Here is a 24,331-nt window from a genome sequence, read left to right on the forward strand (position 1 = left end):
TATTGGTTAGTGTACCTGTGCGGGTGCAGCAGAAGACTGATGATCTCCGCCGCCACTCTTGTACAGGAACTGACCAATTAAGTCTTCAAGAACCATCGCAGGTTTGGTGTCCTCAATTCGATCTCCATCTTTCAGCATGGTAACGCCCAAATCAGGATCATCAAACCCTACATTCAACGCGACATATTGTTCACCCAACAGACCAGAGGTCCGAATAGAAAGAGAACTGGAACTTGGAATGTTGTCGTACTGCGTGAAAATATCCAGCTCGACCTGTGGAGTATAGGTTTTCTTATCCAGCCAGATTTTCCCTACCCGGCCAATAACAACGCCCCCGATTTTGACAGGAGAACGTTCTTTCAACCCACCAATATTGTCAAATGCCGCAGTGACACGATAAGTGGTCTGACTACCGAAAGACCGAATATCAGCGACTTTTAGACATAAAAAAATGATTGCTGCCAATGCAATTACAACAAAACTTCCAACCCAAATTTCATTTTTCTTACTTTGCATCGAATTAGTTCCCAAACATCAGTGCCGTCAACACAAAATCCAAGCCCAATACTGCTAACGACGCATGAACTACTGTGCGCGTCGTTGCCCTGCTGATCCCTTCCGATGTTGGGATAGCGTCATAACCATTGAACAGCGCGATCCATGTAACTGTGATGGCAAAAACTACGCTCTTAAGAAAACAATTAAGTATATCTTTCTGCCATTCCACCGCTGACTGCATGGACGACCAGAAAAAGCCACTATCAATGCCTTTCCAATCCACACCGACCATCACACCGCCCAGAATGCCAACTGCAACAAAGATCATCGATAACAAAGGCATACTGATAAAACCAGCCCAAAAACGTGGGGCGACGACCCGACGCAATGGGTCAACTGCCATCATTTCCAAACTGGAAATTTGTTCTGTCGCTTTCATCAAGCCAATTTCTGCGGTCAATGCAGAACCTGCGCGACCAGCAAACAAAAGTGCCGTCACTACCGGGCCTAATTCCCGCAACAGCGATAAAGCTACCATCATGCCAAGGCTACCTTCAGCACTGAAAGTTCTCAGCACCAAATAGCCCTGCAACGCCAAAACCATGCCAATAAATAAACCTGAAATAATAATAATCAATAGTGACTGTACACCTACACTATAAAGCTGCTGACGCAATAATAACCACTGTCTGGCAGGTTCCGGTTTACCAATAATTGCGCTAAACAGCATGAACCCCGCACGGCCGAATGAAGCAGCAACTTCAATCGCTCGCCGGCCTAATGTTGCCAATGCCCGTGTTAACATCAACATTCCATTATCCTAATAACTATTTTGTTACTAACTAATTTTATTAGCTAATAACTCGGTTTTATAATCCCCCGCAGGGAAACGGAAAGGCACTGGCCCATCAGCAATGCCATCAAGAAACTGTCGTACCCGTTGATCCTGATTCATTTTCAATTGCTCCGGTGTACCTTCTGCAATGACCTTTTTTTCTGCCACAATGTAAGCATAATCAGCAATACTTAATACTTCAGGAACATCATGAGAAACCACAACACAGGTGACACCAAGAGCGTGATTAAGTTCATCGATCAACTTTACCAGAACACCCATTGTAATCGGATCCTGACCAACAAATGGCTCATCAAACATGATTAAATCAGGATCCAGTGCAATCGATCTTGCCAAAGCAGCCCGCCTTGCCATACCCCCGGACAACTCTGATGGCATCAATTGAGCAGCACCCCGCAATCCTACGGCTTCCAGTTTCATCATTACCGTAGTATAAATTAACTCTTCGGGCAGATCGGTATGCTCACGTAAGGGAAAAGCAACATTGTCAAAAACATTCAGATCCGTAAATAGCGCACCTGACTGAAATAACATGCTCATTTTCTTACGAACGGCATAAAGGCGGGGACGGGGCAATGCTGGGATATTATCGCCATCAAACCAAATTTCACCACGCTCAGGACGGATTTGCCCACCAATCAAACGCAGCAAAGTCGTTTTTCCAATACCGGAAGGGCCCATGATGGCGGTTATTTTCCCTTTGGGGACGGTTAGATTAATATCAGCAAAAATTGGGCGTTGACCACGGGTGAAATACATACCGCTGATCTCAATAAGATTTTCTGTTTGTTGACTCATTATTGATAGCCCTTAATTGTTAATAAACTAATTGCTTACTGTTTCCAAATAATCAGTGATGCATACTACAAAAAAATTGCCAAATTTGCGTTAGCAAAGTGATAGCAAATTTTACTTTTTATCGTTCGACCTTCAGAATATATAACTCTGACTAAATAAATATTTTTGTTTATAAATCAACCAACACTGGCATTGTGCTCAATTAAATCTTATCTAAGGAACACATCATGTTTCTGACTATTGTACTGCTCATTACCGGGTTGATTTTACTGGTGTACGGTTCTGATAGATTAGTATATGGTGCTGCGGTGTTTGCCCGCGCATTAAAAATACCCCCTTTTATTATCGGCCTTGTGGTCATGGGAATCGGCACCTCTTTGCCAGAATTGATGGTATCTGTCACCGCAAGTCTGAATGGGTTACCAAACATGGCCGTGGGTAATGCAATCGGTTCTAATATTACAAATTTACTGTTAATTACCGGTGCCGTCGCACTTATTCGTCCAATAACAGTACAATCAGAAATTTTGCGGCGAGAATTGCCCCTGATGTTGCTGATTATAGGGTTTGCAGGCTACTTGTTGTCCAATAACTACCTGAGTCGTTTGGATGGCATTGTTCTGTTGTTTACCGCTCTATTTTTCATATCAATAATGATAAAAATGACAGCAAACTCCCAATGTAATGATATCGACAACTACACACGGGAACGGGACTCAGAACTGCCCATTGAAGGCAACAAAGGGATCGCGCTGCTTTGGGTTGTTTTAGGATTAATTATCCTGCCGATATCTACCCGCATGGTCATTGATAATGCCACCGTAATTGCACATATTTATGGTCTCAGTGATCTGGTTATTGGACTGACAATTTTAGCTGTGGGAACAAGCCTGCCTGAACTTGCTACTTCTATTGCTGCGGCCATTAAAGGTGAAAATGATATGGCAATAGGAAATATCATTGGTTCTAATGTTTTCAACATGACCTTTGTATTAGGTATTTCCAGCATATTTTCACCCAGTGTTATTTCACCCTATGCCTTTTCCCGGTATTTTTGGATCATGATGGCAGCAAGTGTACTATTCACGCTATTCTGTGTGAGGAGAAAACATCGATTGAATCGGTTGAACGGCGCGCTATTACTCGGCTGTTTTATCGCTTATTTTGTCGTACTTTTTGTGATGTCTGGTGATTAATATCCGGTAATTAATGTACTGAATAATTACCGATTGAATGGGAAGAAGTGGGAGTAGAAATGCCTAAGATCGATTTTCAGCAAGCAGGTAAGAGAGTATTACATATCGAACTCGACGGATTGACGAGATTGGAACAGTACATCAATGATGATTTCAGCAAAGCCTGTGAGTTAATGTTTGACTGCGAGGGCAAAGTCATTGTCATGGGGATGGGTAAATCCGGCCATATAGGAAGAAAAATGGCGGCAACATTTGCCAGCACCGGAACGCCATCGTTCTTTGTCCACCCCGGAGAAGCCAGCCACGGTGATCTCGGCATGGTGACTCCAAAAGACATTGTCATAGCAATTTCCAATTCCGGTGAGTCCAATGAGATCCTTGCCTTAATTCCGATACTTAAGCGGCAAAAAGTCCCACTCATCTGTATGACAAATAACTGTAACAGTAGTATGGGCAAAGCCTCTGATGTCCATCTGTGCATCAAAACACCACAAGAAGCCTGCCCATTAGGATTGGCTCCCACAACCAGTACAACCGCAACGCTGGTCATGGGCGATGCCCTGGCCCTTGCACTACTGGAAGCCCGTGGTTTTACCGCAGAAGATTTCGCCCTTTCCCATCCCGGTGGTGCACTTGGACGCAAACTTTTGCTACTGGTCAGTGACCTAATGACCACTGGTGATGCCATTCCCCAAGTACCTCACACTGCCACCCTGCGTGAAGCATTGATAGAAATCACACGGAAAAAACTGGGCATGACTGTCATCTGTGGTGATGATATGCAGATCGCTGGTATCTTTACTGACGGGGATCTACGTCGCGTTTTCGATATGGGTATCGATTTAAACAACGCCAAAATTTCTGATGTTATGACCACAGGGGGTATCCGCATCAAACCGAATGCGTTAGCTGTTGATGCCCTGAATTTGATGCAATCACGCCATATTACCTCCCTGTTGGTTACAGAAGGCAACACACTGCTTGGTGTATTACATATGCACGACCTATTACAAGCAGGAGTTGTATAAAAACCCGCCACATAAATCTGGTAAGATAGTAATAAACAGGCCTGCAACCAAGGGCCTGTCACAATTTAATACTGGTTATAACACAACGCTAGTGACAATAATGTAGTAGAGAATTCCTGAATGAAGCAAAACGAATATCTGGATACCTGTTATGGCCCAGTAAATAAAGAAATTATCGAGAAAGCCAAAAAGATCCGTCTATTGATCTGCGATGTTGATGGTGTCATGTCAGATGGTCTGATATACATGGGCAACGAGGGTGAAGAGCTGAAAGCCTTTAATGTTCGTGATGGTTACGGTATCCATTGTTTAATTACCTCTGGTATCGAAGTTGCAATTATAACTGGTCGCCAAGCCAAGTTGCTGGAAAATCGCGCAAAAACTCTTGGTATTACATATCTTTACCAAGGTCAGAACGATAAGATTTTGGCGTATCAGGAACTGTTGGATAAACTAGCACTACAACCTGAACAGGTTGCTTATATCGGCGATGACCTGATTGATTGGCCTGTCATGGCTCAGGTCGGATTATCGGCTGCGGTGGCCGATGCTCATCCACTATTACTGCCGAAGGCAGATTATGTGACTCAGATTGCTGGCGGACGTGGGGCAGTCAGAGAACTTTGTGATTTGGTGCTTTTCGCTCAGAATAAGCTTGAAGATGCCAAAGGGTTATCAATATAAAATATGAACTGAAAAAAGAATGAGCAGAACTCAATCCTGGCTGATCGCAATACTGACTTTAATTGTGCTTGCATTGATTGGCTGGAATTTATCCAATTCAAATCAAGACACTTCATCACCAATTTTAGATGAGAGTTATCCTACTTACCAAACAGAGGAAGCCATCACATTTGTTTATGATCCAGGGGGTAAATTGGCTTATAAACTAGTGGCAGATGATGTTAAAAATTATACGGAAACAAAACTGACTTGGTTTACCAAACCAGTATTGATGACTTTTGATGCTAACAGCTCATCCACATCCCCAAAACCAACATGGACAGTACGCGCCAATAAAGCAAAACTTACCCATGATGATATGCTCTACTTATATGGGGATGTCCAAGTGGACAGCTTAAATGACGCCTCACAATTGCAAAAGATCACAACAGATAATGCAACAGTCAATCTCGTGACTCAGGATGTTGCCTCTGACGATAAAGTCACTTTAGAGGGAGTCGGACTGCAATCTGTTGGCATGAGAATGCGCGGCAATCTACGAGACAAAACTGCTGAATTGATTGAAAAGGTAAGCACTCGCTATGAGATTCCACATGAAGAACCTAATCCGTAATACCCTGATTACCAGTACACTGGTTGCAGTTAGCCTGCCTGCGCTGGCATTGAAAGATGACACGCAAAAACCCATTACCATTGATTCAGCCAGACAATCTTTGGACGTAACAGGGAACGTTGCCACATTTACGGATAATGTTATCGTGAAGCAAGGTTCTATCGATATTCGGGCTGATAAGGTTGTTGTTACCCGCCCTGATGGTGATTCGAAAAAAACCGTTATCGAAGCCTATGGCAATCCTGCAACGTTTTACCAATTGCAGGATGATGGTAAACCCATCAAAGGCCATTCTTCAAAGATGCGCTATGAAATGGGTAGTGAGCTAGTCACACTGACAGGCAATGCTTATCTTGAACAGCTCGACAGTAACATCAAAGGCGATAAAATCACCTATTTAGTGCCAACACAGCAAATGGAAGCCTTTAGCGATAAAGGTAAGCATGTCACCACCGTCCTATTACCTTCCCAGTTGCAGGAAAAAGGCCCTGGTGTTAACAACACTGATGTTAATAAAAAGAGTAAATAACGACGTATGGCAATATTAAACGCGGACAATCTGGCAAAAGCTTATAAGGGACGTAAAGTCGTTGAGGATGTCAGCCTGAAAGTAAGATCAGGTGAAATTGTGGGCCTGCTTGGGCCAAACGGTGCAGGTAAAACCACAACTTTCTATATGGTTGTCGGTATTGTGCCACGTGATGCAGGTACTATCGCTATAGACCATGAAGATATCAGCCTGCTACCTCTGCATGAACGTGCCCGCCGGGGCATCGGTTACTTACCACAGGAAGCCTCTATCTTCCGTCGGCTGAGTGTGTACGATAATTTAATGGCGGTTCTTGAGATCCGTAAGGATATCAATCAGGAACAGCGCAAAGCGCGCGCCGAAGAATTGATGGAAGAGTTTCATATTTCTCATTTGCGTAACAGCCTTGGTCAATCATTGTCCGGTGGTGAACGCCGTCGTGTGGAAATCGCCCGCGCACTGGCCGCAAATCCTAAATTTATTCTATTGGATGAACCTTTTGCAGGTGTTGACCCTATTTCTGTTCTTGATATTAAAAAGATCATTCAACACCTACGGGACTGTGGTTTGGGCGTTCTGATTACTGACCATAACGTCCGTGAAACACTGGATGTTTGTGAGCGCGCTTACATTGTCAGTCAGGGGAATTTGATTGCCCACGGTACACCAGAAGATATCCTCAGCAATGAGCAAGTTAAGCGCGTTTATCTGGGTGAGGGCTTCCGGCTTTAAGCTCATTGTCAGGTAAAATTCAAGGGCATTCAGTTCAGGAGCATTAAGGATCAATTCAGGAGGAAGTGAGAACGTTATGAAGCAAAGTTTGCAACTCAAGCTCAGTCAGCAATTGACGATGACGCCGCAACTTCAGCAAGCTATCCGTTTGTTGCAACTTTCTACGCTTGAACTTCAACAGGAGCTCCAACTGGCTTTGGAAGCCAATCCTATGCTTGAGCAAGAAGAACTGTATCAAGAAATTGATATCCAAAGCTATTCTGATGCACAAACAGCCCCTGATGCAGAAACATATCCTGATAGCGAAACAAAAGTCATGGATACTCTTGAAGCCCTTGAGCAACGGGATATGCCTGAAGAGCTTCCTCTTGATACTAGTTGGGATGAAATTTACACCGCGGGCACATTTCTGGGAGCAAAAAGTGACTACAGCGCAGATGATTTTCCCGTCTATCAAGGTGAAACAACCCAGACATTACAAGATTATTTAATGTGGCAGGCTGCATTGACTCCCTTTACTGAAACAGATTCAGCCATCGCCACATCGATCATTGATGCCATTGACGAAACAGGCTACCTGACAGTCCCTGTCGAGGAGATCCTTGTCAGCATTGGTGATGATGAACTGACTTTAGAAGAAATCGAAGCCGTACTCAAGCGAGTACAACACTTTGATCCTATTGGTGTTGCGGCACGTAATTTACGTGAATGTCTGCTGATCCAGCTTGCAATGCTACCAGCAGAAACACCTTACCTGAACGAAGCAAAACTGGTTACCAGCAAGTACCTTGAACTATTGGGCAACCGGGACTTTCGAAATTTGTTGCGACAGAGCAAATTAAAAGAAAGTGCATTAAAAGCAGCAATTGATATTATTCAGTCACTGGAGCCGAGGCCCGGATTAATGGTGAATACCGGAGAATCCGAATACGTTATTCCCGATGTATTAGTCCAGAAAGAGAATGAACGCTGGCAGGTCAGGCTGAATACCGATAACATCCCTCGTCTGCGCATTAATCAGCATTATGCTGCACTAGGGCAACAATCTCATAATGAGAGTGACAGCCTGTTTATCCGTAATAACCTGCAAGAAGCTAAATGGCTGATAAAAAGCCTCGAAAGTCGCAATGAAACGTTATTGAAAGTCAGTCACTGCATTGTGGAGCGACAGCAAGATTTCTTTGAATATGGTGCGGAATATATGAAACCACTGGTACTGGCTGATATCGCTTATCAGGTTGACATGCATGAATCCACCATTTCCCGTGTGACAACTCAGAAATATCTGCATAGTCCACGTGGGATTTTTGAATTGAAATATTTTTTCTCCAGTCACGTTAATACTGATAGCGGAGGCGAAGCCTCTTCTACGGCGATACGGGCACTGGTGAAAAAACTGGTCGCGGCAGAAAACCCGGCCAAGCCACTGAGTGACAGTAAATTGACAAACTTACTTGCCGAGCAAGGCATTCAAGTAGCACGTCGAACTGTCGCAAAATATAGAGAGTCGTTATCCATCCCGCCTTCAAACCAACGTAAAAAATGGGTTTGAACAACACAGAGAAGGAAAACACTATGCAACTCAATGTTACAGGCCACAATCTTGAAATCACTGATGCACTACGCAACGTTGTAAACACAAAATGCGGCAAATTGGATCAATATTTCGATAAGATTAACCTTATTCAGGTCATCCTCCGAGTGGAAAAGGTGCAGAAAATCGCTGAAGCCACGGTGCATGTCAATGGAGGAGAGTTGCATGCGAGTTCAGAGCATGAAGATATGTATGCAGCAATTGATGCGCTGGCAGACAAACTGGCTCGTCAATTGACCAAACATAAAAGTAAATTGAGACAACATTAACAGTTTTCAGACAACGGGACTGTCATAAGATTAGCACTGTTCTATCTATATCCAATAGACTTCCGGTTGCATCAAAGTAGGCAATAAATGAATGCAGCTAACGAAAGAAACAACCAGAAGGCTCAATGGCATAAGCATAAATAGTGCTCTGATACCAGATGTCTAAACTCAGGCATCTGGTATTACAGGCCCTAAGTGAATAAAGAAATGAACAACGAAACAGATTTACCACTAAGTTCAGTGCTTTCATTCGAATGTACGCGTAACAACGTACCTTGTTCGAGTAAAAAGCGCGCCTTAGAGATTATCAGCGAGCTGGCATCAAAACAGCTTAATTTGCCAGAAAATGCCGTATTTGAAGCCATTCTTTCCCGCGAAAAAGTGGGTACAACAGGTATTGGCAGCGGGATTGCCATTCCTCACGGCAAGCTGGAGACAGAATGCTCAAATAATGCCGTTGGTGTATTTTTGCATCTGGAACAACCGATTACCTTTGATGCTATTGATAATCAACCTGTTGACTTGCTATTTGCTTTATTGGTTCCATCTAACCAGTGTCAGATCCATTTGCATTCACTCTCATTGATTGCAAAACGGCTGTCAGATAAAAATCTCTGTCGTCGTTTGCGTTCAGCACAAAGTGATGAAGAACTATACAAAATCATTACTGAATAAATAACGATTACAATTGCGGTTACAATTGATTGTTGAAAAGCAATAAAAAAACAGCAGCGGTTCTTACGAACCGCTGAGACATTAAGGGGAGTCATCTCATGGTGCTGATGATAGTCAGCGGTCGTTCTGGTTCTGGTAAATCCGTAGCCCTGCGTGCACTGGAAGATATGGGGTTCTATTGTGTGGATAACCTGCCGGTAGTGTTACTTCCGGAGCTGGCTAATACATTAGCTGAGCGTGATATTTCAGCAGCAGTCAGTATCGACGTGCGAAATATGCCGGAGTCACCCGAAATTTTCGAAGAAGCACTGACAAAATTACCCGACAGCTTTTCACCGCAGCTTCTGTTTCTTGATGCAGATCGTAACACATTGATCCGTCGTTACAGTGACACCCGGCGCTTGCATCCACTCTCAAGTAAAAATCTGTCACTGGAAAGCGCTATCGACAAAGAGAGCGATCTACTGGAACCACTACGTTCACGGGCAGATCTGATCATTGATACGTCTGAGATGTCAGTTCATGAACTGGCTGAAATGCTCAGAACGCGTTTATTGGGTAAACGTGAACGTGAACTGACAATGGTGTTTGAATCTTTCGGCTTCAAACACGGTATTCCGATTGATGCAGATTACGTTTTTGATGTGCGCTTCCTGCCAAATCCACACTGGGATCCCAAACTGCGCCCAATGACGGGGTTAGATCGCCCTGTTGCCGCATTTTTGGATCGTCATACAGAAGTGCATAACTTCATTTACCAAACCCGCAGTTATCTTGAACTCTGGCTGCCGATGCTGGAAACCAATAACCGTAGCTACCTGACAGTTGCCATAGGTTGTACTGGCGGTAAACATCGTTCAGTTTATGTGGCAGAACAGTTAGCTGATTACTTCCGTTCCCGTGGTAAAAACGTGCAATCACGTCACCGCACACTGGAAAAACGTAAGTAACCGAATGTAACGCAACCCATCAAACTAAAGCAGGCCATGACAGTCAAACAGAGACTTGAGATCAAAAACCGACTCGGTATGCATGCCCGGCCTGCTATGAAATTGCATGATCTTGTGCAGCAGTTTCAATCTCAGGTCATTCTGCGTAACAATAGTAATATTCAAGCGGAGGCTCATAGTGTTATCGCTATGCTGATGCTGGATTCCGAACAGGGTAGTTACATTGAAGTTGAAGCAACCGGGCCGGATGAACAACAGGCTCTGGCGGCTATTGTCAAGCTATTTAATTCTGGCTTTGACGAAGAATAGGATAGACATAAGATAGAAAGTAACTATGAGCACGTATTCATGCATTTTTCCCAAATTTCTTCACCTCTCTTTCAAGAACGGTGACAAACACCGTATTTAAAACCAATAAAAAATGTAATCCAATAATAGTGTCTGGTTAAATCTTATTTCATTAACAACACAAAACAGTTCGTGATCATGATCTCTTTATTTTCACGTCAGAACAGCCTAATATCACTTTAATCACATTTGAAAATAACACCCCCCTCCTTGCGTTGCGGGGTGTTATTTTGTATTGAGCCTAATTTGGAGCGTGGTATGACAAAACCTAAAATTATTATCAATGAATTAGATGCAGAACGTTTAGATTCTCTGTTGGAACAACCTGCGTTTGCTAATAGTAGTATCGCAGATGCACTAAATGAAGAGCTGGATAGAGCTGAAATTGTGCCACCAGTAGAAATACCCGCAGATGTTGTCACAATGAACAGTGAAATTAAATTTATTGATTTCAGTAATAACGAAGAACGGACCCGCACTCTCGTTTACCCGTCTTCTCTGCAAGACAGTACAAAACAACTGTCCGTGATGGCGCCTTTAGGTGCGGCACTTTTAGGATTACGGGTAAATGATGAAATAACCTGGGAGTTGCCAAATGGTGAAAAAACCCGAATAAAAGTATTAGAAATACTTTATCAGCCTGAGGCGGCAGGTGAATATCACCGTTAATTCACAGCCAGCTCAGTAGAACCAAACTGGCTGTTGTTGATTGAGTATCCCTATTGACCGGCGATACTCATTTCCGGCAATAGTATTGATCCACACTGAATGTTACTGCGCGTTTCAATATCATTACCTATTGTTACCATATGTGCCCACATATCTTTCAGATTGCCTGCGATAGTGATCTCACTGACCGGATATTGTATTTCGCCATTTTCAACCCAAAACCCGGCCGCACCGCGAGAATAATCCCCAGTCACAGCACTGACGCCCTGTCCCATCAGTTCCGTCACCACCAAGCCAGTTCCCATTTCCCGTAGCAAACCTGCAAAATCCAGCCCTTGCCCCGCGATACGCCAGTTATGAATTCCACCTGCATGGCCTGTACTCGCCAGCCCCAGTTTACGGGCAGAATATGATGTCAACAGCCATGACTGTAAAACACCATCTTTAATAATTTCACGCGGAAGTGTACGCACACCTTCACTATCAAAAGGTGTAGAAGCCAACCCTCTCAGCAAATGTGGTTGTTCTTCAATGGTCAACCATGAAGGCAGGATCTGCTTACCCAGACTGTCCAACAAGAAAGATGATTTACGATAGATGCTACTGCCGCTGATCGCTCCGACTAAATGACCAAACAGGCCAGTAGCGACTTCGGCAGAGAAAATCACAGGTGCTTTCATCGTCGGGAGCTTACGCGCATCTAAACGAGACAATGTACGATGTGCACTTTCTTGCCCAACCCATTCTGGCGATTGCAACTCATCAAAACGACGGTTCACAGTATAAGCATAATCACGCTCCATATTACCATCCTGCTCTGCAATCACGCAGCTCGACATGGAATAGCGGCTTGAACAATAGCTCTGTAACATACCGTGACTATTACCAAAGACCCGAATACCATAATGACCATTAAAACTACCACCTTCGGTATTGGTAATACGCTGATCTGCCTGTAATGCAGCCTGTTCGGCACGGGCAGCCAACTCAATCGCCTTATCAGCATCTAAATTCGCGGGATGGAATAAATCCAGCTCCGGTGCCTCAAACGCCAATAATTCTTTGTCTGCGGGACCAGCACAGGGATCAGGTGAAGTGTAACGGGCGATATCAATGGCGGCCTGTACAGTACGTGCAATGGCTTCCGGGCTTAAATCGGTAGAAGAGGCACTACCTTTGCGCTGTTGGTGATAAACGGTGATCCCCAATGCACCATCACTATTAAACTCAACATTTTCGACTTCACTGAAACGGGTACTGACACTAATTCCCGTCGTTTTATTGACTGCGACTTCCGCTGCATCACTGCCTGCTTTCGCTAATTCCAGTGCGTGAGAAACCGCATCTTCCAGTTGTTTGCGCTGCTCCGCAATTTGTTGATTGGTAACTATCATTAATTAACCACATGAATTAAAGAGAAGATTTATCAGGAAAAATGCGTGTTTCGGCTTTCAATATTAATGCCGAGTGGTAATCAGACAATTTTCCCAGTTACAATACACGATATTAGGATGTTAACACCCACCGGACGATAGGTCATGTTCCAAAGTGTACCTTATCCGGCCTTTTTAGAAGGAAAACAATTATGGCAAAGCAGCCTGAAGATTGGCTCGACAATTATCCTGCTGAAGAGGAAGAAGAAGAGATAATCTGGGTCAGTAAAAGTGAAATCAAGCGGGATGCTGAGATACTGAAAAAGCTAGGGGCAGAGCTGGTTGAATTGAGCAAGAGCGAGCTGGAACGCATCCCGTTGGATGAAGATCTGCTGGCCGCTATTGAATTGGCACAGAAAATCAAGCGTGAAGGTCGCCGCCGTCAATTACAATTGATTGGTAAATTGTTGCGGGCCCGTGATCCTGAGCCAATTACCACGGCACTGGATAAACTGAAAAACCGTCATAACCAGCAGGTTGTGATACTACATAAGCTGGAAGAGTTACGGGATAAATTACTTGAGAGCGACAGCGCCCTTGAAGAAGTCGTAGCGCTATATCCACACACAGATCGTCAACAACTGCGACGCTGATACGCAATGCTAAAAAAGAAAAAGCAGCGAATAAGCCACCGAAATCCTACCGTCAGATCTTCCAATATCTGAAAGAGTTATCTGGAACAGTATGATGTCCTAACCGCCATTTCTTAAAGAAATGGCGGTTACTTAAATACAAAAATTGTGTAAAACATGGGAATATTACTTTTTAAGAAAAAACTCCCTTTGATAAACGGAAGTTTCCTGATTTTTATCCGCCTGATTAATACAACCACCATATATTAGATATATAAGAAATTGACATTATTAACTCCTCCTGAAATTACTCTTTATTAAACAAATATTGAAAGATCAATATCTAATTACATTATTAAATCCCCAAAATTAAATAAAAGAGTTATTATTGGATATAGTTCAATTTCCTACATATTGCATAAGTCATCTTAAACTATTAGTTTGGTTTTAATATAATAAAGTGATATTTATACATAAATAGTCTATAATACAAAACCTTTATCAAGCTCTTTCAAACTCGTAAAAAGGATATTTTAAATGCCATTAATTGTTATTCCCGATGATTATCAATCTGCTACAAGACAAATTCAGGCTTTATATCAGAATAGTCATTTTGAGGTTATCAGTCTCGGTGCAATTGATCGCGATTCGAAAGCTGACGAACTATTATCAAAAGCTGATGCCCTTATTTTAATCCGTGAAAGAACGTTGATTGATGAAAAGTTTTTGTCCAAAACACCCCATTTAAAACTTATCAGCCAGACAGGAAAAGTTGCTACCAACATCGATCTGGAGTTGTGTAAACAACGGGGCATTGCGGTCGTAGAAGGGGCCGGTTCACCCATTGCAGCCGCGGAATTAACTTGGCTGTTAATCCAAAGTTCCATCCGCCGGTTCGTTTCGTCAGTGGAAGCAATGAAAAAAGGCTATTGGCAAACTGAACTGGGGGATACCGTTGTCGGTAAAACGCTTGGGATCCTGGGCTATGGGAAAATAGGTCAGTTAGTTGCAAAATATGCGCGTGCATTTGATATGAAAGTTCAGGTATGGGGATCAGAACGTTCACAAGAAAAAGCGCGTCAGGACGGTTTGATTGTCCCTCATTCCCGCGAAGATTTTTTTAAAACATCGGATGTCATCACTCTGCATCAACGACTGGTTAAAGAGACCACGGGCAATGTCACATTGGCTGACCTTACTCATATGAAAAATAGTGCTGTATTAGTCAATACAGCAAGATCCGGATTAATAGAGGCAGGTGCACTTGAGAAAGCCCTCAATCTGGGTACGCCGGGTTTTGCAGCACTGGATGTTTTTGATATTGAACCCATTTGGGATATCAATCACTCTTTATTAAAACGAGATAACATTCTGTGCAGCCCACATATCGGTTATGTCACTAAAAGTTGTTATGACATTTATTTCAACAGTGCATTTAAGAATGTTGAGAAATATTTTTCCGGCGATGATAGCCATGTTATTAATAAATAATCAGTAGACTAGGCAACCTAATGCTAAGTTAGTTTGAAGCTGATAAAATTTTATACGGAAATTTAAAGACACCTCCGCGTTTTGGCGAATACGGAAGTGTTGTCATAAAACAGAGAAGAGCTTAATTGATCACATTAAAACGTAGTTCCCCTTCCAGCTCTTCTTCAGCCTCTTGAAACAAGAGTACCAGTGCAGCAAAACGCGGTCGTTTCTGCACATCCAGGCAGATAAAATTAATATCAACTGGCAGCTCAATTTCACCCGTTACTGCATCCCATAGAGCATCTAAGTTCGCACCAAAATGATCATCAAGATCGAAACACTCCTTGAACTGACTGTAGAAGGTTTCTAAATCAGGGATATAGTCAAAATCGAATTCCACTTTTTTCATATCATTCTTCCAGCTTTGTGAAAGTCTTGTAGTGATCAAGTGTCAAGTAGATAAGACCATCATTAGAATAGAGTAACCTGTTACTACCCCGATGCCCACACTTATAATTTACGTCCGCTTCAAACCACTGGCGACCCTTTTGATTTGGCAACTTATTTTCACGATTGGAAAACCGATCTCCACCAATTGCTTTTCCCGATAATACTTCGCACAAATTGCCCTTATGAGCGTTCCAACCGAGGCGACGAGCCTGTTTCTTTGTGATGTAATAGTCAGGCAACCGACTATTCTGGCGTACATAATCCGCAACCCGATTATACTCAGTCAGAATATCAATCTGTTGAGGCGAAACGTTTCCCGCTATCGCAATAGCTTGCTGAGTTTTATCAGAGCCGGGTAATCCAATATCTTTGATAAAAATAATGGATATAACAACCAGAATCAGTAATACACCTAGCAGCATCCTTCTTTTCATAATAACCTCTATGCTTAATTGATCAGGCTATAACCCAATAGATTTCAGGTGTATCGCGGCAGCAAAGACGCAAATCCCCAGAAGCATAGATAACTATGTGACTAGGGTGAGCGAGCACATCCAACAATACTGCAACTTGGAAGACGACAGAGATACTCAAAAAAACAGATACATTCAAAAAATGTTAAGCTGTTCCGCCTACAGTCAGGTTATCCAGTTTTAATGTAGGCTGTCCAACTCCCACAGGGACACTTTGACCCTCTTTACCACATACACCAACCCCCTTATCAAGGGCTAAGTCATTGCCAACCATCGAAATCTGCTGCATGGCCTCAATACCTGAGCCAATTAACGTTGCGCCTTTTACTGGCTTAGTGATTTTGCCATTTTCAATCAAGTACGCTTCTGATGTCGAGAAAACAAACTTACCAGAAGTGATATCCACTTGACCACCACCAAAATTCGGCGCATATAACCCATGATTAACACTGGCAATAATTTCTTCTGGTGTAGAGCTTCCTGCCAGCATATACGTATTAGTCATGCGTGGCATGGGTAAGTGGGCATAAGATTCACGACGCCCGTTACCTGTCGGCGCGACTCCCATCAAACGTGCATTCAGTTTGTCCTGTATGTAGCCCTTCAAGATACCATTCTCAATCAGAACATTGTATTGCCCCGGAACACCTTCATCATCAATAGACAATGAGCCACGGCGGCCTTCAATCGTACCATCATCAACCACAGTACACAGTTCAGATGCTACTTTTTTCCCAATCTGACCAGAGAAAACAGATGTACCACGGCGGTTGAAGTCACCTTCTAAACCATGACCCACCGCTTCATGCAATAAAACACCCGGCCAACCCGCTCCCAATACAATCGGCATTGTTCCCGCCGGAGCCGCAATAGCAGAAAGATTCACCAACGCCATGCGAACAGCTTCACGGGCAAATTGTTCTGCTAACGTTTGTCCATCTGCGGTTTGCAGGAAGTATTCATAACCATAACGAGCACCACCACCACTGGAACCACGTTCACGTTTGCCATCTTCTTCAACTAATACGCTGACAGAAAGACGTACTAGTGGGCGAATATCAGCGGCCAATGTCCCATCTGTGGCTGCAACCAATACCTGCTCATAAACACCGCTCAGGCTGGCATTCACTTCCTGCACTCTGTGATCTTCTGCGCGTGCAATTTGATCAACATGATGTAACAGAGCAATTTTTTCTTCCCTGCTCATGCCTTGCAGCGGGTCAACCGCCGGATACAAAGCATTATGTGTCACAGCACCCAATGTATGTGCGGTGCCATTACCCGTTTCCCTTACAATACTGCGTGCTGCCTTTGCACTCTGCTGCAAAGCATTCAATGTGATTTGATCGGCATAGGCAAAACCCGTTTTTTCACCACTGATCGCCCGGACTCCCACGCCTTGATCTATATTATAAGAGCCATCTTTGATGATGCGATCTTCCAGAACCCATGTTTCGTGGTAGCTGGATTGAAAATAGAGGTCGGCATAATCCAGACGACGTTCTGCTAATTGCCCCAAAACAGAAAATAAATCTTTATGACTCAGTTCATTGGCAGTCAGTAAATGTTCACTGACATAAGTTAAACTCATAGTGATTTCTCTTTACCTTAATTTGTATTCTTTTTTATCAAAGAAGTCAGTTGTGGACGGAAACGATTATGTTTCACCACTTTGATCTGCTCACGCATGTGGATCAAACTATCCCGTCGGATGTTGAGCTGTAGTGCACTGACAGTCAGAGGATTCTTCTTGATGATTTCTCCCCAACCACTTACCGCCATTGAATGCCCCCATGTTCTGCGAGTACCGTGCACTCCGACTTGTGCGGGTGCCAAGATGATACATTGGTTCTCAATTGCGCGAGCTCTTAAAAGTGGTTCCCAGTGTGCCTTACCCGTCAGTCTGGTAAAGGCAGCAGGTACAGAAATCAGCTCAGCCCCCTGCTCCCGTAGTGCCTGAAACAGCCCAGGGAAGCGCAGATCATAGCAAATAGTCATACCCAAACGACCAACGGGTGTATCAACAACAGTGATATGTTCCCCACGTTGGTAGATGGAGGATTCATTATAGGAGCCATGTTCATCCTTGATATTGACATCAAACATGTGGATTTTGTCATAACGGGCACGAATCTCACCCTGATCATCAAACAATAAGCTACTGCTGGTTATACGGCTCGGATCTTCCCGGCTGATCATCGGCATTGAACCAATCAACAACCAGATACCATAACGTTGCGCAATTTCACTTACAGCTTGCTGTAGTGGGCCTTTTCCCTGCTCTTCTGCGTGTTCGCGGTAAGTATCTGCATCAGCAAACAGTAATGCATTCTCCGGAGTCAGAACCAGTTTTACTGTTTTGGGCAACTGCTTAATTTGCTGTTCAATTTGCGCTAAATTATGTTTAATGTTTGTACCACTGCATAATTGTAAGAGTGCAACATTGACGTTTTTCATGACCCTTTATTCTCCTTAAGCTGACGTAAAACTTCATCAATTTTAGGCTGTTCCAGATTACCCGTTAGTCGATAGCGAATGACCGATATCTTACTCCACAATGGGCCTAATGCTTTCGTCGCTGCAAAAACAGCAGCGCCTACCATAGGATTAACCGCAAAAGCTGTCGCCACACCAACTGTTGCTGATATTTCCGGGGTGATCATCAACTCCATATTAAGCTGATGACGGATAAAATTTATCTGGCCTTTTCCATGAATGTCCGCTTCCAGCCCATCAATACGGAAGTTATCGGTATACATGACACCATTTTTTATCGCGGCATCGCCACTTATAGAATCAAAGTTAAAATCATTACTGAATGTATCACTGAAATCCAACTGTAATTTACGTAACAATGCATCAAAACTAACTAATCTTAATAGTTGTCCTGCTCTGCCACCCCCCAGTTTTGCTATTGCTCCTTTCCCCACTTTTCCTGTTAAAGCGCCATTGAACGTTTTAACATCAGGGTTCCACGGTGTATCCTTCCAGTTCAGGTCAAAATCAAACTTAAACAAAGCGCCAGTAATTGGAACAATAAATCCGAGATAGGCAGCCATATCATCAAAACTTTTTCCGGATATCTGGCCCTTAACCCAAGTATAATTACCTGTATTACTTTCACTCCAACGCCCGGATAATGTCAATTTACCGGCACTGTTTTCTATCCGTCCATTAGTCAGACTCAAGGCATCACCTTCTGGTGTTACCGTCCCTGAGATTTTCCCAACATTTAATCCGGCAAGCCAACATTCATCACATTTAACGTCAAGTGTAGGCCAATGATTCAGAGCATATTTTGGCGTTTCTGCTACGTTTGAAATTAACGACTCATTATCGCTGGAAGAGTTATCCGAAAACATAGGGTTATAATAGAGATAGTTGAGTGTTGCCTGCCATACTCCACCAACTTTAATCAGCAAATCACCATTGATTTCTTCTCCAATTGCATTGATATGCAGGCTATCAGGTTGGTTAGCTGCACTGAGTATAAGATTATGCCAACGTTGTCCTCCAATATCCAAATAAGGCGTTGATATTTCAAATAATTCAGGCCATATCAGGCTGTTATCTGCTGCTGATTTAGCCTTTAAGGGTTCAATCAGTGCCAGCCATTTTTCACCCTCAATCGCAGGTAAGTTTAATGTCAGCATTGGTTTTTCCGGCAAATCAGGTAGGCCATTATCATCCGTATTCAAAGTACCTCGCTGTAAACGGACATAATTTTTCCCCAATAACCATTGGCTATTGAACACATATCTTTTCCCCAATGAACCGATAACCTGAAGTTGGTTTGTATCCCCTGTAGCCTGAAGATTGATATCATTCCATGCCCGTAAAGATTCTGTTTCCAACCCAACCAGTGTACTGTTGATATGTGACAAATCAGCATTGATTACAACCTGATATTCCGCCCCATGTTGTAACGGCCTGCTTTGTGAAGGTTTGGCCTGTGAAGGGAGCATAATGTTCACTTTTCCCTGCCAGTCCAATTGTCCTGATAGCTGACGACGAATTTTAACCGGAAGTTTCGGTAATGTTGCAGCAGGCCAGCGAGCATCCAAATCCACATTAACCCGATAATATCCCGGTAAATCCTGAGTGGTAAGAGGGGGTTTCCAAGCCAATGAGCAGAAAGCGTGTCACTTTGCAACGTGCCATTATCAAAGTGGAATTTGCCACTAAGATGCTTCATCTTGCTATCTAATGGCTTGATGAACAAATCGGTATTTTTCAGTACAACCTCTCCACTTGCATGAGTTGTACCATTTTCCAGAAGAACATCCAGATGTAGTTTTCCATCAACCTGACCGTTAAGTTGCAAATTATCCAGCGTACTACCAACCGTTTCCGTCAATGGACTATGATGAAAATAATTGTGGATATCCTTTCCTTCTCCAGATATTTCAGCATCAATCAATAACTTCTCTTTACCGTAATCGGGGATAACAGCCGAGATCCGGGAGGCATTAACTTTTCCCAATCTCGTTTTCTCTGCTTGCATCTGTAAGCTGTTATTCTGGAAATTCAAATCAATATTCAGATCAAACAGGGCTGGCCAATCAGGCTGATACTGGAATGTCGCATGACGCAGAGGAACCCATACCTGAAACTGGCCATTATTCTGCTTGAATGGGAAATCATGAGGGTTTCCCTGAAAGATCAAAGTAGCATTATCTACCTTTCCTTTGATCAACGACGCTGTTAAATATTCTGTCAGCGATTCCCCCATCAATGGCTTGGGAAAATAGCGCCATGCATCACCCGCATCATCCAAACGAATTCCAGCCAGTATCCCTAGCATTGGTTGCTGATTTTGGGATTCCGTGTAATGAAAATCTCCGTTTATCCATAGTGACCTGGCCTGCAAATCCAGCCCCTGGCTCCATATCTTCAAACCATCCTGACCATTTTTCCACGTGATTTTTCCTTCACTGCGGGCAATATTAAATGGTGCCTGGAACATAGTCCGGTAATCAATGAGGCTGTTTTTCAGTTCAAACCTAAAGGTTCCCCACTGTTTATTGCCTTCTAATGCACCACTGAAGTGATTGACTGAAGGTAACTTTTTCCAACGAGACCAACTGACATCCTGCCATTTGATGGCAATCTCCGCGCTATCAGGTAATTCGGGGGTGACATCAAGGGCAAGACTACTGACTAATCCTTTGAGTTGCCGATATTGCCAGTCTTTAACAATATCGGGGGTCACAAAAGAAATCATCGGCAACATCCCACTCAGGCGTTCAAGCTGAATATTTTCAGCGCGAACCCGCCAATGATCTTTGTTCTGATATTGCTGCGCCTGCATAGCATACAATATCGCAATACGGCCTGCGGGCCATGGCTGACCGTTTGTCTTCAGGCTTGCCAGATTGGGGATATCAAACAGCCAGCCTTCTCCCTGACGATGCATTTGCAGGAGTAAATCATGAACAGCAAGCTGATGTTTTTCATCACCCACATGCCAATTAGCATGCCCTTGCTTAAGTTGCAGATATCCGTTATCAATCCTCCCATTTTTCAGGGTAATCCAACTGGCCAGACTGAATCGGGCATCTTCCAAACCGGTATTGTCTTTTAACCAGCGGCTGAACCACAACCGCATATCGATATCATCAGCCTGCAAATAAATCGTGCCGCTATCTAAAACACGATTAATATCTTTCAAGTCAAATTTAACCTGCACAACACCTTCCTGTCCGTTAATCGAAGACAGATTAATATTGCCTTGTGCACGATGACGATTATCTTTATTCAGCCATGTCAGTTGCGGCAATATCAGCCGGATCTTTTCTCCCGATGGAGTCGGAAACGTCAGGCTGCTGTCGTGCAAATCAAAATGATTAAACCGTTCAAGGAAAAGGGAGGATAAGCTATCCGGCTTGGGAAACAGGCTTTCGTCTTCCCCATCCAATAATGGCTTATCATAATCAACCTGAAGCTGGTAAAAGGAGAGATCACGAAAATGCCAGCGCCGTTGTAGCAACGAACGCCAGATATCCAGAGAAAACGTCACTTTTTTGGCTTTAACATCCGTTTCCCTCGTTACAACACGAAGATCACGAACTTCCAACTGGGGGCCGAATGGTTGCCAATTTCCGCTGATATAGCCAATATCGACAGAAATATCCGTCAATTCAGAAATCTTATGCGCCAATTGCTGGCGATAATCATTAATATGTGGCAGGGAAAAACGTAACCCGCTGACAAGCAAAGCCACAATGATAATGACTATTGCGGCTGTCGCTAATAATATCCCGAGCAGTCGCCTCACTCATTTCTCCTTGGTTGTCAGCATATTTCTACCCAATAGATTTCACGCCACATTTCAAAATGACTATAGCCAACCAGAGAAGCAACCTGAAAAATATGAAGTATCACTGCAATCCCGCGTAGTAATTACATCATAACAACATCAAATTGTTCCTGACTGTAGAGTTGTTCTGCCTGCACTTTCACTGGCTTGCTTACAAAAATCTCTACTTCGGCTAAAGCATGAGAGTGTTCCCCTTTAAGGGCTTCACTCACAGCATGGGATGCGTAAACCAGAAAACGATCTGCATTAATGGCGCGGTGAACACGTACAATTTCCCGTAAAATTTCATAGCATACTGTTTCAACAGATTTCACGGTGCCACGTCCCTGACAAATCGGACAGTTATCACACAAGATATGTTCAAGACTTTCTCGTGTGCGTTTTCGTGTCATTTCCACCAACCCAAGCTGGGAAAAACCATTAATGGTCGTTTTCACACGATCTTTGCTTAATGCCTGCTCTAAAGAAGCCAAGACTCTACGACGATGTTCCCCATTACTCATATCGATAAAATCAATGATAATGATCCCGCCTAAATTACGCAGCCTTAACTGGCGGGCAATCGCTTGAGTCGCCTCAATATTAGTATTAAAGATAGTCTCTTCTAAGTTGCGATGCCCAACAAAAGCTCCGGTATTAATATCGATAGTCGTCATGGCTTCGGTTTGATCGATAATCAGATAGCCACCCGATTTTAATTCTACTTTGCGTTCCAATGCGCGCTGAATTTCATTTTCTACGCCACACAGATCGAATATCGGCTGAGTTCCTTGATAATGATCCAGTTTGGCATTCATTTCAGGAATATATTCATCAATGAACTCTTGCAATTGCAGATAGGTCTGACGGGAATCAACCCGAATGCGATCAAGAGAAGCTCCTGCAAAGTCACGCAGAATACGCTGTGCCAAAGCAAGCTCACCATATACTTTCGTTTTAGTAATATTGCGTTTCTTACGCTCAATAACCTTACGCCACAGACGCTTCAAAAAAGCCGCATCCTGCTCAATTTCTTCTTTTCTCACACCTTCTGCGGCAGTACGGATAATAAATCCACCATACTCATCGCAATAATCCATCACGATGGATTTCAGGCGCTCACGTTCTTCTTCACTTTCAATTCGCTGAGAAACGCCAACATGAGAGGCACCCGGCATAAATACCAGATAACGTGATGGCAGGGTAATGTCCGTTGTCAAACGGGCGCCTTTCGTGCCAAGAGGATCTTTCACTACCTGAACAAGCAGATCCTGTCCCTGACAAACCAATTCAGCAATATCCCTGACATTGAAGTTCTTCCGTTCCTCACCGGCTATACATTCCGTATGAGGCATAATGTCAGATGCGTGCAAGAAAGCCGCTTTTTCCAACCCGATATCTACAAAAGCCGCCTGCATACCGGGCAGAACACGGCTGATACGTCCTTTGTAAATATTGCCAACTATTCCCCGTTTAGCTTCCCGTTCAATATGAACTTCTTGCAAAATACCGCCATCTATATAAGCAACCCGCGTTTCAGATGGTGTTACATTGACTAATAACTCGGCTGTCATGAATGATCCTTCCCATCAGCTAACGCTAAAAATCGTTTGATTAATTCATACGTTTCCACCAATGGTAAGCCGACAACAGCATGGTAACTGCCATTAATCTTTCTGACAAAGCAACCGCCTTTACCCTGAATGCCATAAGCACCGGCTTTATCCATTGGTTCCCCAGTTGCAATATATTCCCGTATTTTACGTTGGGATAAATGGCGAAACATCACATCTGTAATGACTAACTCACTTAAGGTATGCTGATTGTTCGATAAAGCAACAGCAGTCATGACTTGATGGCACTGCCCTGACAGTTCTTGCAGCATTTCAGCAGCGTGCTGCTCATTACGGGGTTTTTCCAGAATGCGATTATTCAGTACAACAATTGTGTCCGCGCCCAGAACTGGAAAATTCTCCGGTGCAATCCTCACTCCCGCTTGCGATTTTTCTCTGGCCAACCGATTAACATAGTGCTGCGGAGACTCCCCTTCTTGCCACTTCTCTTCGACCTGTGGTGTCAGGAACTGAAAATTAAAGTCCAACAATTCCACCAGCTCACGCCGCCGTGGTGAGCCGGAAGCTAAGTAAAGGGTTTTCATAGTGAGTCATCCTTTCTATCAGTTCATTGACAAGA

The 24,331-nt window shown here is 43.5% G+C and carries 25 protein-coding genes and 1 pseudogene; 14 read left to right on the forward strand and 12 right to left on the reverse strand.

The features are described from left to right. Positions 1 to 6: 6 nt before the first annotated feature. From mlaD to mlaF, 3 genes are read right to left on the reverse strand one after another with little or no spacing between them, the layout of a single operon-like run. The gene (gene mlaD, locus AAC852_RS14920; RefSeq protein WP_340621686.1) at positions 7 to 516 is read right to left on the reverse strand and encodes an outer membrane lipid asymmetry maintenance protein MlaD; all 510 of its coding nucleotides are present in this window, start codon (positions 514 to 516) and stop codon (positions 7 to 9) included. A gap of 4 nt (positions 517 to 520) precedes the next feature. After that, the gene (gene mlaE / locus AAC852_RS14925) at positions 521 to 1,303 is read right to left on the reverse strand and encodes a lipid asymmetry maintenance ABC transporter permease subunit MlaE (protein WP_340621843.1); all 783 of its coding nucleotides are present in this window, start codon (positions 1,301 to 1,303) and stop codon (positions 521 to 523) included. A 33-nt stretch (positions 1,304 to 1,336) separates the two neighbouring features. Next, positions 1,337 to 2,152, reverse strand: a complete 816-nt coding sequence (gene mlaF / locus AAC852_RS14930) for a phospholipid ABC transporter ATP-binding protein MlaF (protein WP_340621687.1) — start codon at positions 2,150 to 2,152, stop codon at positions 1,337 to 1,339. A 227-nt stretch (positions 2,153 to 2,379) separates the two neighbouring features. On the opposite strand from mlaF, the gene AAC852_RS14935 reads away from it, so the two are divergent. The 12 genes from AAC852_RS14935 (at position 2,380) to rnk (ending at position 11,439) form a co-directional block, all read left to right on the forward strand. Next, on the forward strand, positions 2,380 to 3,348 hold the full coding sequence (locus AAC852_RS14935; protein WP_340621688.1) for a calcium/sodium antiporter: 969 nt from the start codon (positions 2,380 to 2,382) through the stop codon (positions 3,346 to 3,348). 59 nt (positions 3,349 to 3,407) lie between these two features. Then, positions 3,408 to 4,376 (forward strand): arabinose-5-phosphate isomerase KdsD, encoded by a 969-nt coding sequence (gene kdsD / locus AAC852_RS14940; RefSeq protein ID WP_340621689.1) that lies wholly within the window; start codon positions 3,408 to 3,410, stop codon positions 4,374 to 4,376. A 120-nt stretch (positions 4,377 to 4,496) separates the two neighbouring features. Then, positions 4,497 to 5,060 carry a 3-deoxy-manno-octulosonate-8-phosphatase KdsC gene (gene kdsC, locus AAC852_RS14945; RefSeq protein WP_340621690.1) on the forward strand — a complete coding sequence of 188 codons (564 nt, stop codon included), beginning with the start codon at positions 4,497 to 4,499 and terminating at the stop codon, positions 5,058 to 5,060. Between the two features lie 19 nt (positions 5,061 to 5,079). Next, positions 5,080 to 5,673, forward strand: coding sequence for an LPS export ABC transporter periplasmic protein LptC (lptC, locus tag AAC852_RS14950; protein ID WP_340621691.1), 594 nt, complete (start codon positions 5,080 to 5,082; stop codon positions 5,671 to 5,673). Next, positions 5,654 to 6,202, forward strand: a complete 549-nt coding sequence (gene lptA / locus AAC852_RS14955) for a lipopolysaccharide ABC transporter substrate-binding protein LptA (RefSeq protein ID WP_340621692.1) — start codon at positions 5,654 to 5,656, stop codon at positions 6,200 to 6,202. The genes lptC and lptA overlap by 20 nt, the downstream gene beginning before the upstream one ends. Before the next feature lie 6 nt (positions 6,203 to 6,208). Further along, positions 6,209 to 6,934, forward strand: a complete 726-nt coding sequence (gene lptB, locus AAC852_RS14960) for an LPS export ABC transporter ATP-binding protein (RefSeq protein WP_340621693.1) — start codon at positions 6,209 to 6,211, stop codon at positions 6,932 to 6,934. Between the two features lie 76 nt (positions 6,935 to 7,010). Beyond that, positions 7,011 to 8,486, forward strand: a complete 1,476-nt coding sequence (gene rpoN, locus AAC852_RS14965; protein ID WP_340621694.1) for an RNA polymerase factor sigma-54 — start codon at positions 7,011 to 7,013, stop codon at positions 8,484 to 8,486. Between the two features lie 23 nt (positions 8,487 to 8,509). Then, positions 8,510 to 8,797, forward strand: a complete 288-nt coding sequence (hpf, locus tag AAC852_RS14970; protein ID WP_047682002.1) for a ribosome hibernation promoting factor — start codon at positions 8,510 to 8,512, stop codon at positions 8,795 to 8,797. 207 nt (positions 8,798 to 9,004) lie between these two features. Further along, a complete protein-coding gene (gene ptsN / locus AAC852_RS14975) occupies positions 9,005 to 9,472 on the forward strand; it encodes a PTS IIA-like nitrogen regulatory protein PtsN (protein WP_340621695.1) in 468 nt (155 codons plus the stop codon). A gap of 98 nt (positions 9,473 to 9,570) precedes the next feature. Further along, positions 9,571 to 10,422 carry an RNase adapter RapZ gene (rapZ, locus tag AAC852_RS14980; protein WP_038259562.1) on the forward strand — a complete coding sequence of 284 codons (852 nt, stop codon included), beginning with the start codon at positions 9,571 to 9,573 and terminating at the stop codon, positions 10,420 to 10,422. A 36-nt stretch (positions 10,423 to 10,458) separates the two neighbouring features. Then, a complete protein-coding gene (gene npr / locus AAC852_RS14985; protein WP_340621696.1) occupies positions 10,459 to 10,731 on the forward strand; it encodes a PTS phosphocarrier protein NPr in 273 nt (90 codons plus the stop codon). Positions 10,732 to 11,028: 297 nt separating this feature from the next. Continuing rightward, positions 11,029 to 11,439 (forward strand): nucleoside diphosphate kinase regulator, encoded by a 411-nt coding sequence (gene rnk / locus AAC852_RS14990; RefSeq protein WP_038259560.1) that lies wholly within the window; start codon positions 11,029 to 11,031, stop codon positions 11,437 to 11,439. 50 nt (positions 11,440 to 11,489) lie between these two features. Here rnk and pmbA read toward each other — a convergent pair whose 3' ends face one another. Continuing rightward, positions 11,490 to 12,833 (reverse strand): metalloprotease PmbA, encoded by a 1,344-nt coding sequence (gene pmbA, locus AAC852_RS14995; protein ID WP_340621697.1) that lies wholly within the window; start codon positions 12,831 to 12,833, stop codon positions 11,490 to 11,492. 191 nt (positions 12,834 to 13,024) lie between these two features. On the opposite strand from pmbA, the pseudogene yjgA reads away from it, so the two are divergent. Both yjgA and AAC852_RS15005 read left to right on the forward strand, forming a co-directional pair. Beyond that, positions 13,025 to 13,560: pseudogene (yjgA, locus tag AAC852_RS15000) on the forward strand (ribosome biogenesis factor YjgA). Positions 13,561 to 13,981: 421 nt separating this feature from the next. Continuing rightward, entirely contained in the window at positions 13,982 to 14,935 is a 954-nt protein-coding gene (locus tag AAC852_RS15005) for a D-2-hydroxyacid dehydrogenase family protein (RefSeq protein ID WP_340621698.1), read from the forward strand. Between the two features lie 121 nt (positions 14,936 to 15,056). On the opposite strand, the gene AAC852_RS15010 is transcribed toward AAC852_RS15005, so the two are convergent. The 8 genes from AAC852_RS15010 to AAC852_RS15045 form a co-directional block, all read right to left on the reverse strand. Then, positions 15,057 to 15,326 carry a barstar family protein gene (locus tag AAC852_RS15010; protein WP_340621699.1) on the reverse strand — a complete coding sequence of 90 codons (270 nt, stop codon included), beginning with the start codon at positions 15,324 to 15,326 and terminating at the stop codon, positions 15,057 to 15,059. 1 nt (position 15,327) lies between these two features. After that, the gene (locus AAC852_RS15015; RefSeq protein ID WP_340621700.1) at positions 15,328 to 15,801 is read right to left on the reverse strand and encodes a ribonuclease domain-containing protein; all 474 of its coding nucleotides are present in this window, start codon (positions 15,799 to 15,801) and stop codon (positions 15,328 to 15,330) included. A 184-nt stretch (positions 15,802 to 15,985) separates the two neighbouring features. Further along, positions 15,986 to 17,431: a metalloprotease TldD gene (gene tldD / locus AAC852_RS15020; protein WP_340621701.1), complete on the reverse strand. Its 1,446-nt coding sequence runs from the start codon at positions 17,429 to 17,431 to the stop codon at positions 15,986 to 15,988. 17 nt (positions 17,432 to 17,448) lie between these two features. Beyond that, positions 17,449 to 18,297: a deaminated glutathione amidase gene (gene nit1 / locus AAC852_RS15025; RefSeq protein WP_340621702.1), complete on the reverse strand. Its 849-nt coding sequence runs from the start codon at positions 18,295 to 18,297 to the stop codon at positions 17,449 to 17,451. Continuing rightward, on the reverse strand, positions 18,294 to 19,904 hold the full coding sequence (locus AAC852_RS15030) for a YhdP family protein (protein ID WP_340621703.1): 1,611 nt from the start codon (positions 19,902 to 19,904) through the stop codon (positions 18,294 to 18,296). Before AAC852_RS15030 ends, nit1 begins: the two co-directional genes overlap by 4 nt. Further along, positions 19,811 to 22,117 carry a YhdP family protein gene (locus AAC852_RS15035; protein ID WP_340621704.1) on the reverse strand — a complete coding sequence of 769 codons (2,307 nt, stop codon included), beginning with the start codon at positions 22,115 to 22,117 and terminating at the stop codon, positions 19,811 to 19,813. Before AAC852_RS15035 ends, AAC852_RS15030 begins: the two co-directional genes overlap by 94 nt. Positions 22,118 to 22,242: 125 nt before the next feature. After that, positions 22,243 to 23,712, reverse strand: coding sequence for a ribonuclease G (rng, locus tag AAC852_RS15040; RefSeq protein WP_047681967.1), 1,470 nt, complete (start codon positions 23,710 to 23,712; stop codon positions 22,243 to 22,245). After that, on the reverse strand, positions 23,709 to 24,296 hold the full coding sequence (locus AAC852_RS15045; protein WP_340621705.1) for a Maf family protein: 588 nt from the start codon (positions 24,294 to 24,296) through the stop codon (positions 23,709 to 23,711). The genes rng and AAC852_RS15045 overlap by 4 nt, the downstream gene beginning before the upstream one ends. Positions 24,297 to 24,331 lie beyond the last annotated feature (35 nt).

The sequence above is a fragment of the Xenorhabdus siamensis genome, from assembly GCF_037996745.1.
Lineage (GTDB): Bacteria > Pseudomonadota > Gammaproteobacteria > Enterobacterales > Enterobacteriaceae > Xenorhabdus > Xenorhabdus indica.